Source organism: Bacteroidales bacterium (genome assembly GCA_018334875.1).
Classification (GTDB): Bacteria; Bacteroidota; Bacteroidia; order Bacteroidales; family UBA12077; genus JAGXLC01.
In genome coordinates, this window is sequence record JAGXLC010000007.1 from 1 (window position 1) to 15,182 (window position 15,182).

Below are 15,182 nucleotides of genomic sequence, written 5' to 3' on the forward strand. Positions count from 1 at the left end.
CCTACCTGGATCAGGATAAGAGCACCAACGGTTTTGAGTCTAAATACTCCCTCAATTACCTCAACCATGATCTGGGGATGTATCTTTCCGGTGGCTGGCAGAGCTGGTCGGTGCGCTTGTCTTCATCCTATTCCCACCGGGCCGGTAAATATTTGAAATACGATTTTGAAAAACAAGCGTACACAGGAGAAGTAGAATACCAGCCAGCCTGGGTTTTTGACGGAAAAATGAGCTATACCTGGGATCAATGGACTTTCGGTCTTGAGGTAACCAACATTTTTGACAACAAACATTATGATATTGGAAATGTAAGAACCCCGGGAAGATGGATTAAGGTTCATGTGGGAAAACATTTTGACCTGTAAAGATATTTATCTATGCATTGTGCAGCACTACCAAAGTCTTGTACACCTTTGCCAAAGTCTTGTCCACTGCTCCCATGGTCTTGTGTACCGTTGCCACGGTCTTGCCTGTTGATTATTACTTTTTCTTGTAATTGTATTACGAACCGGGCAGGCTGTTGGGAATGGAATAGACAATGAGCAGGAGCAATGCCGCTATCACATAATGCCTGGGTCTGGATTTTTTTCTGTTGGATAGCACTGCTGTGGTCCATCCGATGAATGCGATCAGTGTTTTGTTGTCGGTCAGATCCCAACCAAAAGGAATGCCGGTCCATGCATTGCCGGATGTATAATATTGCACGGCCGCTTCCAGTATAAATCCTCCTATTATCAACAATATGAGTGTAATATAACCGTAAATCCTGTAATTTCCGATTTTTCCCAATGCAAATAAGCCGGCGATCGTGGAAAACAGCATGGTCAGAACCATTGTTATCATATGAGGAAGCTGTATACCTGTTGGTGCCTCCCCTCTAAAATGAATAACAAGAGGGTCGTTTCGGGCAATATAAATGATGCGTTCGCTTGCCCTCATCCCTATAAAATATTGGAGCTTGGCGGCAGGAGGCTGACCGGGCAGATAAGCAATCTGGCCGGTCTCATTCTCTCTGAAAGCAGTTGACTTCCAGTCTTCATCGGTGGAATACTTTTTATAGAAAAGCACCCCCTCTACCGAAGCCGGTATCGGCAGTTCTATGGCACAGCTATCCGTTCCGCTATGACGTTTGGGGAGGACGGTTGTATATTCTTTGTTCTCAATCTGAAAACGCACTTCTTTTTCATAGGCAGGATCACTTGTTCTTTGATAAATCGCTGCCGAAGCCGTTATAACTATAGCCAGTATCCAGAGCCATACCTGTTTGTTCATTTTGTATTTGGTTTATAATGGATGCAGTTCCCTAAGGTTTTGCATCATACCTATGATGGCTTATTTGACGGTGAAAGTATCTTGAAATGTGGCTATGTTGTCCATTTCATCGCTTATATATAGCTCGACCTTATGCGTTTTTGCATTGGAAAGCCTGCTTTTGTCAATTTTATAAGTTAACAGATCGTTTTTGGGATCGTATTCGAACAAGGCCCATTCTCCGTCAATAAATCCATTATAGTGTTTGATGCCCGAAAGTTCATCTTTTATTTTATAACTGATCTTTTTATTGTTTGACCGAAAAGGCGTTATAGTGGGCTTATCGTTATCCACCATTATAATGTACTCTCCGAGTTTTCTTACCTGGGCTGAAATGAAGCCATTGACTTTTTCACTGCCTGCATAAACGTATTCATCCTCTTCAAGATAGGCAATGAAGGCTTTATCTTCAAGACCTGCAGGTAATTTTCCGGTTTTAATGGATAAGGTGTAATTTTTATGCACAGCAGTGTATTTGTTATGGATTTGGTGGAGATCGGAATGGAAATTTTCCCCTTTCATCTTCTGTTTATCGTATTCAAAATACACGGTATCATAAAAGGCATTTTTCGGAAAATGCAGCTTAACTCCCTCCCGATTGAATTGATTTTCCTTGTTATAAGGCATGACCTTTTCATATGCCTGTTCCTTATCCCGGGGCTGATGATTGGCATTTGATCCGTCAGTTCCTTGAACATCAAAACTTAAGGTGGAGGTGTTGCCATATACATCCGTTACTTCATATTGCACCTGATGGGTGGCATCGGTATCGAAGTTGTAATATCCATCGTTCCTGAGAAATTCATAAATGCTTAAGTTGTTGTGGGGTTGAACAAAAGATTTCTGCAGTGTACTGTTGTTCCTTATTTTTGATTCATAATCAATAAAGCTGTTAATATAGCGGGTCTCTGAGAATGAAAATTCATCCATCGTGTGTTTATATATCAGCGTACTGTCAATATAGAGTTTGAGTGAGTGGATCCCGCACCAGTTAGGAGTTCCGTTTAAAAAATCGAAGGTTCTTATGCCAAATCCAACAGGCCCGTGCAGTTTGAGTTTGTTTTCTTCCGCCACCTTGTATTGATCGTTCTCTGAAGATACTGCATCCAGTATCAGCTTTTCATTTTTTCCGTTGATGATGCTGTGTTTGTTACGTGGATAAACAGCCAGATTGAATATCTCGGGGGCTATATTGTCCGCAATATCAAATTTATAATGCAATGGGTTAATTGGGTGTTGGTTGGTTATTTTTCTGATTTCGAAGTGGAGGTGAGGTCCATCGGAGCTACCACTGTTTCCTGAATAGCCAATCAATTCACCCTGTTTAACCGGGAATTGATTTTTTTCGGGAAAGAGTTGTATCTCAAAAGATTGATTTTTATATTGACGGTCTTTTATGTAAGAAGCTATCTGGTCGTTGAAAGCTTTAAGGTGTCCATAAACAGAGGTTACCTCTTTTTCAGGATGATGAATATAAATGGCTTTTCCATATCCGTTCGCTGCTACCCGGATTCTGGAAACATATCCGTCATCAATGGAAAATACTTTATGGCCTGAAACCCCCTGGGTCTTGATATCAATTCCGGCATGGAAATGATTGGATCTGAGCTCCCCAAAGTTGCCCGAAACCCTTAAAGGAATTTCAAGAGGGGGATGGAACCGGTTTGTGATGTCGCTTGTCTGGGTAAAGGCAGAGGCAATAAACACAAATTGAAACAGAAACAGAGTCCATGGAAAAAATTTGTTACATTGCCTTGTTATGATTTTGGAGCATGCGGTTTTCATATAGTGATACCTTTTAATACCTTACCGGTCAAATTCTTGCTTTTTTTGGCAAAACTTGCCCGGTAAGGTACTGAAAACATCAAATCTAATATTATTTTGAATTATAAAAAAAGCCCCGGGTTTATTTTTTTATTTCCGATTCCTGTATTATTTTTGTAAAATAGAAACCATAAGAAGAATGGACAATGTGGATCAAAATACCGTGGATGAGCTTAAAGTGAAGGTCAGGAAACTGATGGAGCTTTATGAGCGTTCAAAATCACATAATGTTCAGCTTCAAAAAGAAAATGAATCTTTAAAAAAAGAATTGGAACAAAAAAAATCTGAAATAGCCGGTTTCGAAAAAAAATATAACAATTTGAAACTGGCAAAAAGCTTGGCATCAGCGGAGTCTCCCCATGAGGTCAAGATTAAAATTAACAGGATTGTGCGGGAAATTGATAAGTGTATAGCACTTTTAAACAAATAGGCAATATTAGGTAAGCGGAGATGGCAGAGGATAAATTATCCATAAGAATAAATCTTGCAGATAGGTATTATCCGCTGAAGATAGAAGCGAAGGATGAAGAGCGGATACGAAGGGCTGCAAAATTGATTAATGAGAAAATATTGCAATACAGACAACGTTATGTAGATAAAGACAACCAGGATTTTTTGGCAATGGCAGCTTTGCAGTTTGTTATTAAATACCTGGAGATTGAAGAGAAGGCGGATAATCAACCTATTATGGAAGATTTGAAGGAATTGAACGAGGAATTGGAAGCATACTTTAGGAATAGGAAATAAACGTTCTTTAAAATATTAAGAGATACCCGCATAGTTCCTTAATGGCTGAAAAACTCAACACTTATCAAATTGGAGCCAAAGCTCAGACGGGCAAGAGCAGGCCCCAGCCCCACCATTGGCGGGGATTCTTCCGCTTCTAGCGGAAGGACAGGGGAAACTCGACCTCGGATGGCAGCTCCACCCATGTCGATACTGGGGTTTTATCCAGCATTAAGGTTACTTATGCGGGTTTTTTTATTTATTAAATCTTAATTAAAAATATAGTCATATGATAACAACACAAATATTCGGAACCATCTCTCATCTGACTCTGTATATTATCATCGGAGTTGTTGCTTTTGTTGCGGGAGGATTCCTTTCCTACTTTCTGTGGCAAAAGGCATTAAAGAAAAAGAGAGACGAAATAATAGACGATGCCAAAAGCGAGGCAGAAGTTATAAAGAAAGATAAGATTCTCCAGGCTAAGGAAAAATTTCTGCAGTTGAAATCGGAACATGAGAAAGAGATTAATGAGCGAAACAATAAGGTACAGGCCGCAGAAAACCGTGTGAAGCAGAAAGAGAACAGCTTATCACGGAAGATGGAAGAAACGGAAAGGAAGCGTAAAGAGCTGGATGCCATCCGTGATAATTTACAGAATCAGATGGATGTGGTAGAAAAGAAAAATGAAGAGCTGGACAAGCTTCGTAAACAGCATATTGAGCAGCTTGAGACTATATCCGGTTTATCCGCTGATGAAGCAAAAAATCAGCTTATGGAATCGCTTAGAGCAGAAGCAAAAACAGAAGCGATGTCCACGATGAATGAAATTGTGGAAGAAGCGAAGATGAATGCCAATAAAGAAGCCAAACGCATCATTGTTCAGACCATTCAGAGGGTAGCTGCTGAAACCACTATCGAAAATGCCATTACGGTATTTAATATTGACAATGATGAGATTAAAGGAAGAATCATTGGAAGAGAAGGAAGAAACATCCGGGCTCTTGAAGCCGCAACAGGTGTAGAAATCATTGTTGACGATACTCCTGAAGCCATAACCCTTAGTGCATTTGACCCCATCAGGAGAGAAATAGCACGCCTTTCTCTGCATCAACTTGTAACGGATGGCAGAATACATCCTGCAAGGATTGAAGAGATCGTTAAGAAAACTGAAAAGCAAATTGAGCAGGAAATTAATGAAGTGGGCAAGAAAGCGGCCATTGACCTTGGAATACATGGTTTACATCCCGAATTGATCCGCCTTGTCGGAAAAATGAAGTACCGGTCGTCGTATGGCCAGAATTTGCTTCAGCATTCCCGGGAAGTAGCCAATTTATGCTCTATCATGGCATCTGAGCTGAATCTGAATCCCAAAGCAGCTAAAAGAGCAGGAATACTGCATGATATAGGGAAAGTGCCGGATGATGAACCGGAGTTGCCACACGCCTTGCTGGGAATGAAACTGGCTGAAAAATATAAGGAAAAGCCTGAGGTAGCCAACGCCATAGGTTCTCACCATGAGGAAACCGAGATGAACAGTTTGATTGCCCCTGTGGTTCAGGTTTGTGATGCCATTTCCGGAGCCCGGCCAGGTGCACGACGTGAAGCTGTAGAATCTTATATCCAAAGGCTTCGGGATCTGGAAGAACTGGCATTGTCATTCGATGGGGTCACAAAAACCTATGCCATTCAGGCCGGCCGTGAACTGCGCGTAATTGTTGGCAGTGATCAGGTGAATGACAGCCAGGCTGATAAATTGTCCTATGAGATTTCTAAGCATATTGAAAATCAGCTTACTTATCCTGGCCAGGTAAAAGTTACCTTGATTCGGGAAAAACGAGCTGTTAATTATGCTAAGTAAATCTTACCGCAGCTTTAGCTGCAAACAAATTTTTCATAACCTGATGATAGGTATCGTTTTCAAAATTAACCAAATAACTTTAAGATCGGCCCAAAGAAAGGCCTACCAAACTTTAGAATTTAAATTGCAGCAAAATTTTGCTAAAAAAACAAAATTTTTAGAAGTGATAGCATAGAATATTCCAAAAATCATGTAACATTGGAATTACATGGAAAAGAGCCTGTATAAGCTGCAGGTTCTTTTTTAGTTGGTGGAGAGAGAAATCACACAATTTATTTATATTTGTATGAAGCAAATTTCTATTCTATGAGACCAATCAACATGGTAGATCTGAAGACTCAGTATCATCGGATGAAAGATGAAATAGACGGAGCCATCCAGGATGTACTGGAATCTACTGCCTTTATTAAAGGCCCCCAGGTAAAAGCATTTTCCAAAAATTTGGCAGAATATCTCAATGTGCAGCATGTTGTTCCCTGTGGCAACGGCACCGATGCACTTCAGCTTGCTTTAATGGCTCTTGACCTGAAACCCGGAGATGAGGTGATCACTCCCGATTTTACGTTCATTTCCACGGCTGAGGTGATTAAATTGCTGGGCCTTGAACCGGTTCTGGTGGATGTTGACCGGGAAAATTTCAATATTTCGGTGGACAAACTACGCGAAGCCATTACCGACAGAACGAAAGCGGTCATTCCGGTTCACCTTTTCGGGCAATGCGCCAATATGGATGAGATCAACCGCCTGGCCCGGGAAAATGATATCGTAGTGATCGAGGATGCTGCGCAATCCCTGGGTTCCGAATATTATACTAACGGCAGCTACCAAAAAGCCGGTACGATAGGTGATATAGGATGTACTTCCTTCTTCCCCTCGAAAAATCTGGGTTGCTATGGTGATGGAGGTGCCGTTTTTACCAATGATCCTGAGTATGCGGATAAAATAAGCACCATTGCCAACCACGGTTCACATAAAAAGTATTACCATTCCAGGGTGGGTATCAATTCCAGATTGGACACCCTTCAGGCAGCCATTCTTGATGTCAAGCTCCGGTATTTGGATCAGTACAACCAGGCCAGGCAGAAGGCAGCCGAATTTTACAACAGGGAACTGCAGACAATAGAACAGCTAACCCTTCCATCTGTTACCGGTAAGTCTAAACACATTTATCATCAGTATACGCTGATTCTTGAAGAAGGTGTAAACCGGGATGATTTTAAAGAATTTTTAAAGTCAAAAGGGATACCATCTATGGTTTATTATCCCGTTCCCATGCATTTGCAGGAGGCATTCAACGAAGGAAAGTATTCCGAAGGGGATTTTCCTGTTTCCGAAGAACTTTGCCGGTCGGTGCTGTCTATACCCATGCATACTGAATTGAGTGAGGAACAATTGAACTATATTACCGAAACCATTAAACAATATTTTGCATCATGAACGAACAATCCTACTTTGCACATGAAACAGCAGTCATTGATGAAGGTTGTGAAATAGGAGCAGGAACAAAAATCTGGCATTTCTCCCATGTTATGCCTGATTCCAAAATAGGGGAAGGATGTAATCTGGGTCAGAATGTAGTGGTGGCTCCTCATGTAGAGCTTGGTAATAATGTGAAGGTTCAGAACAATGTATCGATTTATACGGGAGTCATCTGCGAAGATGATGTGTTTCTGGGGCCATCCATGGTATTTACCAACATCAGCAATCCCAGAAGTGCTGTGGTGAGAAGGGATCAGTATGAATTTACCCGGGTAAAGAAAGGGGCCAGCATCGGTGCCAATGCTACCATCATCTGCGGTCATGATATTGGCGAATATGCATTTGTTGGTGCCGGGGCTGTGGTGACCAGAGATGTGCAACCCTATTCATTGGTTCTGGGTAATCCTGCCCGCCATGCTGGTTGGATGAGTGAATACGGTCACCGGCTGCATTTTGATGATTCGGGAGTAGCTTTTTGTCCTGAAAGCAATGAAAAATACAAGCTCGAGGAGGGGGAAGTTTATAAAATTAAATAGATGTTTACAGGTCATTGTGAGACATGATGGCACCATGGTTCATGAATGAGGAGGGTCAGTTTCCCCGGAAGGAATATTCCGGCTTTTGAATTCTGGAATGAGCTTTTCCATCTTCTTTATGATGATTTCGTTGTTCCATGAGCGGTATAATTTTTCAATGGCTTCAATACCCCGGAGAATTCTGGAATGCTGGTTTTCGGACTGCCCCCCTATCCGAATTTTGGAATGGGCGGTGGGAATGTTTTGCTCCGTTTCGTATAGCAGTTCCTCATGCAGTTTTTCCCCGCGACGCAGTTGAGTATATTAAATCTGACTGTTTTCTTCTAATATGCTGTATAATTGATTCAATTCCTCTATTTTATCCGGGTAGCCCATCCTGTCGTATGAATAAATCAAATTGCTGATCAATCGCTGAATGGTTTCTATGTTGGAACAGGGAAGGTAATATTCCTTTTGCGGTTTCAAGTCCTGTTGCTTGATGAAATAATCTATTTCTTTTTTCCCCAGTATAGCCCCTTTATTATAGGGATTGATGTAAAACAGCATCTGATTTTTCGGATTGTTGCTTTCGGTATATTCATTTTTGTAGCCCACAATGAAATTTTTGGGAAGGTTTACCCCGTATATGGGTATATTCAGTTTTTCTGCCAGAGAAGAATATAAAATGGACAGCGTGATGGGATTCCCTTTCTTGGTTTCAAGTACATGGTTGATATAGTTGTTCTGGGGAGCATAGAAATTGGCTGCATTGTTTGAAAATCCATAGATTTTAAAAAGGATGTGATTGATGATACGCACCTTTTCCAAAGCTGTCAAATTTTCGTTGATTTCCAGCCAGATATCTTTTTTTATGGTTTCAAGTTTGTCGTGATAATATTCAAAATTTAACTCGGGGTATTGGTGTTTGGCTAACAGGAATGCGCCTTCAAAAAGGTCCTCACCTCCGGTCATTGCCCATTCTCTGAAGTTGTTCTTTGCAGAATTGAACTGTATTTCCTGTATCAGATTTTCCAGGCGGCTTTGGATTTTTTCATCAAATGATTGCTCCCAGGCCGCTTCCAGCTTAGGGATTACATCGTATCCCTGGTCGAGTAATCTCCCGGATACCTGGTTGTAAATTTCTTCATTCGGGTCGTCCAGAAGTTTTACAAGTGCTTTTATTTCATCTGCCGTTAGTTTGTTCAATTGGGTATGGTTTTAAATGTTTTCCAGTACTTTTTTTGTTAATTCCTGCATTCTGGGGGTATAATCCCCAATGTACTCGTTGGTGACGCGGTTGGCAATGATGGCGCAAACCGTTACAGCCTGATGACCCAGCGCTTGTGACAATGCATAAATGGCAGAACTTTCCATTTCGTAATTGGTGATGGATAAATTTTTGAACCGAAAATTGCTGATTTTATTGTTCATTGTTTCATCAGAAAGAGGCAGTCTCAGCCTTCTGCCTTGCGGGCCATAAAATCCCGGGGCGGATATGGTCATTCCCTGAATCAATGTTTTATCTTGAAATTTTTCCAGAAGTTTTTCAGAGGCATCTGTAACATAGGGAAAAGTGAAATTCTGACTCCAGTTAAGATGATTTTTCAGGCTTTTTTCAATATTTCGGTTTTCTTCGTTCTGATTTAACCGGTAAAAATGGGCCAGATTATCAAAACCAATGGATTTTTTGGTGACCACGAAAGCGCCGTTGGGGATGCTTTCCTGAATTGAACCGGAGGTGCCTATTCTGATTATATTGAGCGGTTGAACGGTGCTTTTTGTTACCTTATTGGTAAGGTCTATATTTTTGAGCGCATCCAGCTCGTTAATCACAATATCAATGTTGTCCGGCCCAATGCCTGATGATATCACCGAAATGCTTTTATTTTTGTAGGTGCCTGTAATGGTTCTAAATTCCCTGTTCTGTCTTTCGATTTCTATACGATCGAAATATTCCCCTATGAGGTCAACTCTTCCGGGATCCCCCACCAGAATAATATTATCGGCAATCTCACTGGGGAGAAGTCTGAGATGAAAGATGCTTCCGTCGCTATTGGTTATCAGTTCCGAGGATTTCATCATTATTGAGCCCGTATTTTGTTGTTCAAAGCTATTCATTTTTGCAGAATTCTACAATATTTTTTCAGACAGGCTGCAAACACCAATTTTTTTTTAATATTTGTAGAGCAATTGGTAAATTTAAACATGACTAACTATGAGACTTTTTAAGATTTTTTTTACACTTTTTTTCACAACCACCTTATTGTTCAATTTTCATAATGCATTTGCGCAGAATTCAAATGATTATGAATTCACCATGATTAAGGAGCTTGATGCCACTTCTGTAAAAAACCAGTACCGTACCGGTACCTGCTGGAGCTTCTCGGCAATTTCCCTGCTTGAATCGGAGATGATGAGGAAGGGTAAGGACTCAACAGACCTTTCGGAGATGTATATTGTAAGACATACTTATTCTGAAAAGGCTAAAAAATATGTACGTTTTCACGGTCATTTGAATTTCTCCCCGGGAGGCGCTTTTCACGATGTGACCAATATGATAGATCAATATGGTATAGTCCCCGAATCGGCCTATTCAGGGCTGGAGTATGGCACGGAAAAACACAATCACGGAGAACTGGATGCTGCCTTAAAGGGATATGTGGATCAGGTTATTGAAAATGAAAACGGGGAATTGACTCCGGTTTGGCACGAAGGCTTCGTGGAAGTACTGGAGACTTATCTGGGAGAAAAACCCGGGAGTTTTACCTACGAAGGAGAGAAATATACCCCGCAGTCTTTTGCAGAAGATTACGTAGGCCTTGATCCCAATAATTATGTGGAATTGACTTCTTATACCCATCATCCGTTTTATACCCGGTTCATACTGGAAGTACCCGATAATTGGGCATATGGCCAGGTATACAATTTACCTGTGGATGAGCTGATGGAGGTAATGTATAACGCCATTGACGAGGGTTATACAATAGCTTGGGCCGCCGATGTGAGCGATAAGGGTTTTTCCTGGAATAATGGTTTGGCTATTGTTCCTGCCAAAGACCTCGAAGATATGACAGATACAGAAAGAGCGAGGTGGGAAGAGCTGACTGAAGCAGAAAAACAACAAAGGCTTTATAATTTTAATGAACCCGGGGAAGAAAAGGATATAACCCAGAAAATGCGGCAGAAAGCGTTCAATAATTATAATACTACCGATGATCACGGAATGCATATAACAGGGCTGGCTGAAGATCAGGACGGAACGAAGTATTTTTATGTGAAGAATAGCTGGTCTGCTGAGAACCATATATACGACGGATATCTTTACGCCTCCGATGCTTATGTGCGATACAAGACCATGGATATTATGGTTCATAAAGATGCCATCCCCGGAGATATAGCTGAAAAATTGGGATTATAATCTGGAATTTAATAAATTCCTTTCACGGCGTTTTTTACGTTAAACAGCAGAAGTTTCCGTAATAAGATAATTCTATGAACGCGGATGATGTTCAATGATCGTAGTTCTCAGGTATTCACGGTCAATGTGTGTATAGGTTTCGGTAGTGGTGATGGATTCATGTCCCAGCATTTCCTGAATGGCCCTTAAGTCAGCCCCTCCTTCAATGAGATGCGAGGCAAATGAATGCCTGAATGTGTGAGGGCTGACGTTTTTGGTTATGTTGGCCTTTTCAGCCAGCTTTTTGATTATCAGGTAAACCATTACCCGGGTCAGTTGTTTGCCTCTCCGGTTCAAAAACAGAATGTCCTCACAGTGCTTATCGATGTTGAGATGTTTCCGGTCTTCCAAATACAGATTGATCTCCTTAATGGCCTTCTGGCTCACCGGTGTGAGCCTTTCCTTGTTGCCTTTCCCGATTATTCTGATAAAGTTTTTATTAAAATACAGGTTGGATATCCGAAGATGTATCAGTTCGGATACCCTAAGCCCGCAACTATACAAGGTTTCGATGATGGCTTTGTTCCTTTGGCCCTCCGGCTGGCTTAAGTCAATGGCGTGTATTATCCTGTCTATTTCTTCCACCGTAAGGATTTCAGGCAATTTCCTGCCGATTTTCGGAGATTCGAGCAATTCGGTGGGATCTTTTTCAATATAGTTCTCTATCAATAAGTACTTGAAAAAGGCTTTAATTCCGGAAATCACCCTTGACTGGCTTGTGGGGCTCATACCCAATTCATTGACCCAGTGTACAAACTCTCTCAGATGTTCCGGGTCAATCTGATTGGGCCTCAAATGCTCCTTCCTGGCCTGAATATACTCCCGGAGCTTTTTGATGTCGTTCAAATAAGCATGAATTGAGTTGGAAGAAAGTGACCTTTCCAGTCTCAAAAAATTAACAAATCCTTTTATGGAAATTTCCCAGCTTATCATAAATATTTTAACGAATAATGGCAGGAAATTAATATGCTATATATTATTTTTGCTAAAGTAAAAAAAATTTGTGATTGGTTATGAAAATTCAAATTATTAACGGGCCAAACCTGAATTTATTGGGAGAGAGAGAAAAAGAAATATACGGAGATATCGGGATGACGGAATACTTGAAGATTATACGGGAACATTTCAAGGATTTCCAAATTGATTATTATCAGAGTAATATAGAGGGCGAACTCATCGATAAGATTCAGGAAGCGGCGAAAATATCAGATGGAATCATATTGAACAGTGGGGGATATACCCACACGTCAGTGGCCATTCGCGATGCCGTAGCCTCAGTTTCCTGTCCGGTAGTGGAAGTACATATATCCAATATTTACAACAGGGAAAATTTCAGACATAGCTCCCTGATTGCCCCGAAATGCAAAGGGTCTATAATTGGTTTTGGATTGGACGGGTATCGTTTGGCTGTTGAAAGCTTAAGATTTATTCATTCCAACAAATCATAGTTTTTTGATAGTTTAGCACAAAAGAAACCTAAAAATATGCAGAAGACAAAGATTGTGGCCACCATATCGGATCAGCACGCTGATGTAGATTTTATTCATTCCCTTTACAATGAGGGTATGAATGTGATTCGTTTGAATACAGCTCATCAGAATCCCGATCAAACGAAAATGATCGTGGACAACGCCCGTGAGGTCTCCGAAAAAATTGCCTTGTTACTGGATACAAAAGGACCGGAGCTCCGAACAACAGCATCATCCAGTGAACTGTCAGCAAGTAAGGGCGATATACTGTATGTGGAAGGAGATCCCGAAGGAGAGTCTGAAGGAGACCGGCTCTATGTCAATTACAAAGATCTTGCAAAGGATGTTCCGGAAGGCAGTGAAATTCTTATTGATGATGGGGACATCAGTCTGACGGTTCAGGAAAAGGATAAAACTACACTGGTATGCCGGGTAAACAATACAGGGGTGATCAAACCCAGAAAAAGCATCAACATACCCAAGGTTAAGATAAACCTTCCATGCGTTACGGAAAAGGACAACCAGTACATCCATTTTGCCATAGAGCAGGAACTTGACTTTATAGCCCATTCCTTTGTCAGGAGTAAAGAAGATGTACTGGCGGTTCAGCATATCCTGGATGAGCATGAAAGTGATATTAAGATTGTAGCCAAAATAGAAAACCAGCAGGGTGTGGATAACATTGATGAAATCCTGGATTATGCTTATGGAATTATGGTGGCCAGGGGAGACCTCGGTATAGAGATACCCTACGAAAAAATCCCGGGCATTCAAAAGTACCTGGTGAACAAATGTATCGAACGGAGGCGACCTGTAATCATCGCTACCCAAATGTTGCATTCGATGATTGAAAATCCCCGACCTACCAGGGCTGAAGTTACCGATGTTGCCAGCGCCATATACGGTCAGGCTGATGCTGTTATGCTTAGCGGAGAAACTGCAACCGGAAAATATCCGGTGGAATCTGTACGTACCATGGCCCGTGTAGCCCAAGAGGTAGAGAATTCAAAAGAACCTTTTTATGATGCACCTGAATTTGTTCTTAACAATGAAGTGACGGCTTATTTGTGTAAATCAGCCGTTAAAGCTTCTATCAGGCTTGATGCGAAAGCTGTTATTGCCGATACCACTTCCGGGAAAACCATAAGAAGTATTTCTTCCTACAGGGGCAATAAACCGGTATATGCTCAGTGTTATTCACGGAAAACAATGAGGAAACTGCAATTGTCCTATGGAGTTTTTACCGACTTCATGAAACCGCGCAGCACTTCACATGATTTTCTGAAGTCTGCCATTTCTAACCTGAAACAATATCATCATTTCAAGGATGAGGATTTGGTTGTGGTTATTGCCGGTAATTTTGGGAGAAGTGCCGGGGCCACCTATATTGAGATAGGAAGCCTGGAAAATCTGCTGGGAGCCTCTGATGTAATATAGAAATAGTACAGTTAGATAGTGTTTGTCCATAAAGTCAAAGAGATTTGAAAGAGTCTCGTCTAGAATGTTCGCTGGCAAGGCTTGCGAGTTTTGAATGCCGAATGTAGAGACGTACGGCCGTACGTCTCTACCAAATATAATTGACTGGCATGAAAAACGAGCGTAACGCAGCCAGCGGATATTATAGACAGACTCTAGATAAAATCCCCTCAAACAATTTAGTCCATCCGTCATATGATAGGGGTGATGTACATTCACCCGTCAAAATCCGTACACAGTGAACCCGCCGTCCACGCTGATGCATTGACCGGTAATGAATTTGGCAGCCGGCATACACAGATAGGCTGCCAGGGAAGCAACATCCTCCGGATCGCCCACTTTACCCAGTGGTGTTCTGGAGATCACTTCTTCATAATATGATTTGTCCTTCAGCACTTCATTGGCCAGAGGTGTTTTGATATACCACGGTGCAATGGCATTGACCCGGATATTGTCCCCGGCCCATTCACAGGCAAGGTTTTTGGTGAGCTGTATCATGGCAGCTTTGGTCATCCCATATATGGATCCGGTTTTAAGGTGCTTTTGACCGGCCACCGACGATACGTTAATTATGGAAGCCCCGCCCGATTTTCTGAGCAGGGGTAGTGCATTCCTGCTCATTTCAAATGCAGAGGTAAGGTTGGTTTGGATAATCTTTTCATATTCTTCCCGGGTATATTCTTCGGTTTTTTTCCGAATGTTTATTCCCACATTATTAACAAGAATATCCAGTTTTCCGAATTTTTCTTCCACATATCCGGTTATCTTCCTGTAAGCCTCCTTCTGACTCAAATCCTCCCGTATTCCTATCAGCTTTTCTCCTTCCACTTCCTCCATCTTTTCGAGATCTTCCTGCGATCGGGCAATCACGCAAACCCATGCGCCAAAAGAGAGGAACTCCTTTGCAATGGCTGCGCCAATCCCTCTTGTGCCCCCGGTTACTATGGCAATTTTGTTTTCAAGCGTCCATCTTGTATTCATTATTGTAACAGTTTATTAAAAAAATTGAATTTCAAATTGATTGATATGTCAAATTTACAAACTTTGCTTGTATCAGCATAGAA

At 41.4% G+C, this 15,182-nt stretch carries 15 protein-coding genes; 9 read left to right on the top strand and 6 right to left on the bottom strand.

Annotation, left to right across the window (positions count from 1 at the left end):
• On the top strand, positions 1–365 hold a 365-nt coding region (locus tag KGY70_01175), incomplete at its 5' end, for a TonB-dependent receptor (GenBank protein ID MBS3773775.1).
• Positions 366–501: 136 nt separating this feature from the next.
• Here the strand turns inward: KGY70_01175 and KGY70_01180 are convergent.
• Together KGY70_01180 and KGY70_01185 are read right to left on the bottom strand one after the other, a co-directional pair.
• Complete coding sequence (locus tag KGY70_01180) at positions 502–1,272, bottom strand: hypothetical protein (GenBank protein ID MBS3773776.1); 771 nt, start codon at positions 1,270–1,272, stop codon at positions 502–504.
• 60 nt (positions 1,273–1,332) lie between these two features.
• Complete coding sequence (locus KGY70_01185; protein ID MBS3773777.1) at positions 1,333–3,096, bottom strand: M23 family metallopeptidase; 1,764 nt, start codon at positions 3,094–3,096, stop codon at positions 1,333–1,335.
• Positions 3,097–3,298: 202 nt separating this feature from the next.
• Here KGY70_01185 and KGY70_01190 point away from each other — a divergent pair, with 202 nt between their 5' ends.
• The 5 genes from KGY70_01190 (at position 3,299) to KGY70_01210 (ending at position 7,737) form a co-directional block, all read left to right on the top strand.
• A complete protein-coding gene (locus KGY70_01190) occupies positions 3,299–3,565 on the top strand; it encodes a hypothetical protein (GenBank protein ID MBS3773778.1) in 267 nt (88 codons plus the stop codon).
• 20 nt (positions 3,566–3,585) lie between these two features.
• Complete coding sequence (locus KGY70_01195) at positions 3,586–3,882, top strand: cell division protein ZapA (protein MBS3773779.1); 297 nt, start codon at positions 3,586–3,588, stop codon at positions 3,880–3,882.
• A gap of 268 nt (positions 3,883–4,150) precedes the next feature.
• The gene (rny, locus tag KGY70_01200) at positions 4,151–5,722 is read left to right on the top strand and encodes a ribonuclease Y (protein MBS3773780.1); all 1,572 of its coding nucleotides are present in this window, start codon (positions 4,151–4,153) and stop codon (positions 5,720–5,722) included.
• Between the two features lie 306 nt (positions 5,723–6,028).
• Positions 6,029–7,159 (top strand): DegT/DnrJ/EryC1/StrS family aminotransferase, encoded by a 1,131-nt coding sequence (locus tag KGY70_01205; protein ID MBS3773781.1) that lies wholly within the window; start codon positions 6,029–6,031, stop codon positions 7,157–7,159.
• Positions 7,156–7,737 carry an N-acetyltransferase gene (locus tag KGY70_01210; GenBank protein MBS3773782.1) on the top strand — a complete coding sequence of 194 codons (582 nt, stop codon included), beginning with the start codon at positions 7,156–7,158 and terminating at the stop codon, positions 7,735–7,737. Before KGY70_01205 ends, KGY70_01210 begins: the two co-directional genes overlap by 4 nt.
• A 303-nt stretch (positions 7,738–8,040) precedes the next feature.
• On the opposite strand, the gene KGY70_01215 is transcribed toward KGY70_01210, so the two are convergent.
• The gene (locus tag KGY70_01215; protein ID MBS3773783.1) at positions 8,041–8,922 is read right to left on the bottom strand and encodes a transglutaminase family protein; all 882 of its coding nucleotides are present in this window, start codon (positions 8,920–8,922) and stop codon (positions 8,041–8,043) included.
• 12 nt (positions 8,923–8,934) lie between these two features.
• Complete coding sequence (locus KGY70_01220) at positions 8,935–9,795, bottom strand: nucleoside phosphorylase (protein ID MBS3773784.1); 861 nt, start codon at positions 9,793–9,795, stop codon at positions 8,935–8,937.
• 136 nt (positions 9,796–9,931) lie between these two features.
• Between KGY70_01220 and KGY70_01225 the strand changes: the two genes are divergently transcribed.
• On the top strand, positions 9,932–11,134 hold the full coding sequence (locus KGY70_01225; GenBank protein ID MBS3773785.1) for an aminopeptidase: 1,203 nt from the start codon (positions 9,932–9,934) through the stop codon (positions 11,132–11,134).
• 72 nt (positions 11,135–11,206) lie between these two features.
• On the opposite strand, the gene xerD is transcribed toward KGY70_01225, so the two are convergent.
• Positions 11,207–12,106, bottom strand: coding sequence for a site-specific tyrosine recombinase XerD (gene xerD / locus KGY70_01230; protein MBS3773786.1), 900 nt, complete (start codon positions 12,104–12,106; stop codon positions 11,207–11,209).
• Between the two features lie 80 nt (positions 12,107–12,186).
• On the opposite strand from xerD, the gene aroQ reads away from it, so the two are divergent.
• Both aroQ and pyk read left to right on the top strand, forming a co-directional pair.
• Complete coding sequence (gene aroQ / locus KGY70_01235; GenBank protein MBS3773787.1) at positions 12,187–12,621, top strand: type II 3-dehydroquinate dehydratase; 435 nt, start codon at positions 12,187–12,189, stop codon at positions 12,619–12,621.
• A 36-nt stretch (positions 12,622–12,657) separates the two neighbouring features.
• On the top strand, positions 12,658–14,079 hold the full coding sequence (pyk, locus tag KGY70_01240; GenBank protein MBS3773788.1) for a pyruvate kinase: 1,422 nt from the start codon (positions 12,658–12,660) through the stop codon (positions 14,077–14,079).
• Positions 14,080–14,340: 261 nt separating this feature from the next.
• On the opposite strand, the gene KGY70_01245 is transcribed toward pyk, so the two are convergent.
• Positions 14,341–15,099 carry an SDR family oxidoreductase gene (locus KGY70_01245; protein ID MBS3773789.1) on the bottom strand — a complete coding sequence of 253 codons (759 nt, stop codon included), beginning with the start codon at positions 15,097–15,099 and terminating at the stop codon, positions 14,341–14,343.
• Positions 15,100–15,182: the final 83 nt, after the last annotated feature.